We start from the raw sequence: 505 nt of genomic DNA on the forward strand, positions 1-505 counted from the left end.
GTTCACGCGCGACTGCGTCCAGCAATCCGTGAGCCCCGCGACGGCGCTGCCATGCGTGCCGTCGACGTGGAAGACGGCGAGGTCGTCGCGTCGCACGCGCGTGGTCCAGCTCGAATTGATATGCGCGACGGCGCCGCCCTCGAGCTGGAAGGTCGCATAGGCCGCGTCGTCGGCATTGGCCTTGTAGGGCTTGCCGTCCTCGCCGATGCGCTCGGGGATGCCGACCACGCCGAGGCAGGAGACGCTTTTCACCTCGCCGAACAGGTTGTCCAGCACATAGCGCCAGTGGCACAGCATATCGAGGATGATGCCGCCGCCCTCGGCCAGCTTGTAGTTCCAGGAGGGGCGCTGCGCGGGCTGCAGGTCGCCCTCGAAGACCCAGTAGCCGAATTCGCCGCGGATGCTGAGGATGCGGCCGGGGAAGCCGCTGTCGATCACCATCTTCATCTTGCGCAGGCCGGGCAGGAAGAGCTTGTCCTGCACCACCCCGTGCTTGATGCCCGCC

1 protein-coding gene is annotated in these 505 nt (G+C 67.1%); it reads right to left on the minus strand.

Features of this window, described 5'->3' with window-relative positions; translation table 11 throughout:
• Positions 1-505, minus strand: a 505-nt coding sequence (locus tag AC1DWF_RS39060) for a Gfo/Idh/MocA family protein (RefSeq protein WP_476843744.1), incomplete at both ends; no start/stop codon positions are given.

It is taken from the genome of Aminobacter sp. P4_D5 (genome assembly GCF_056401815.1).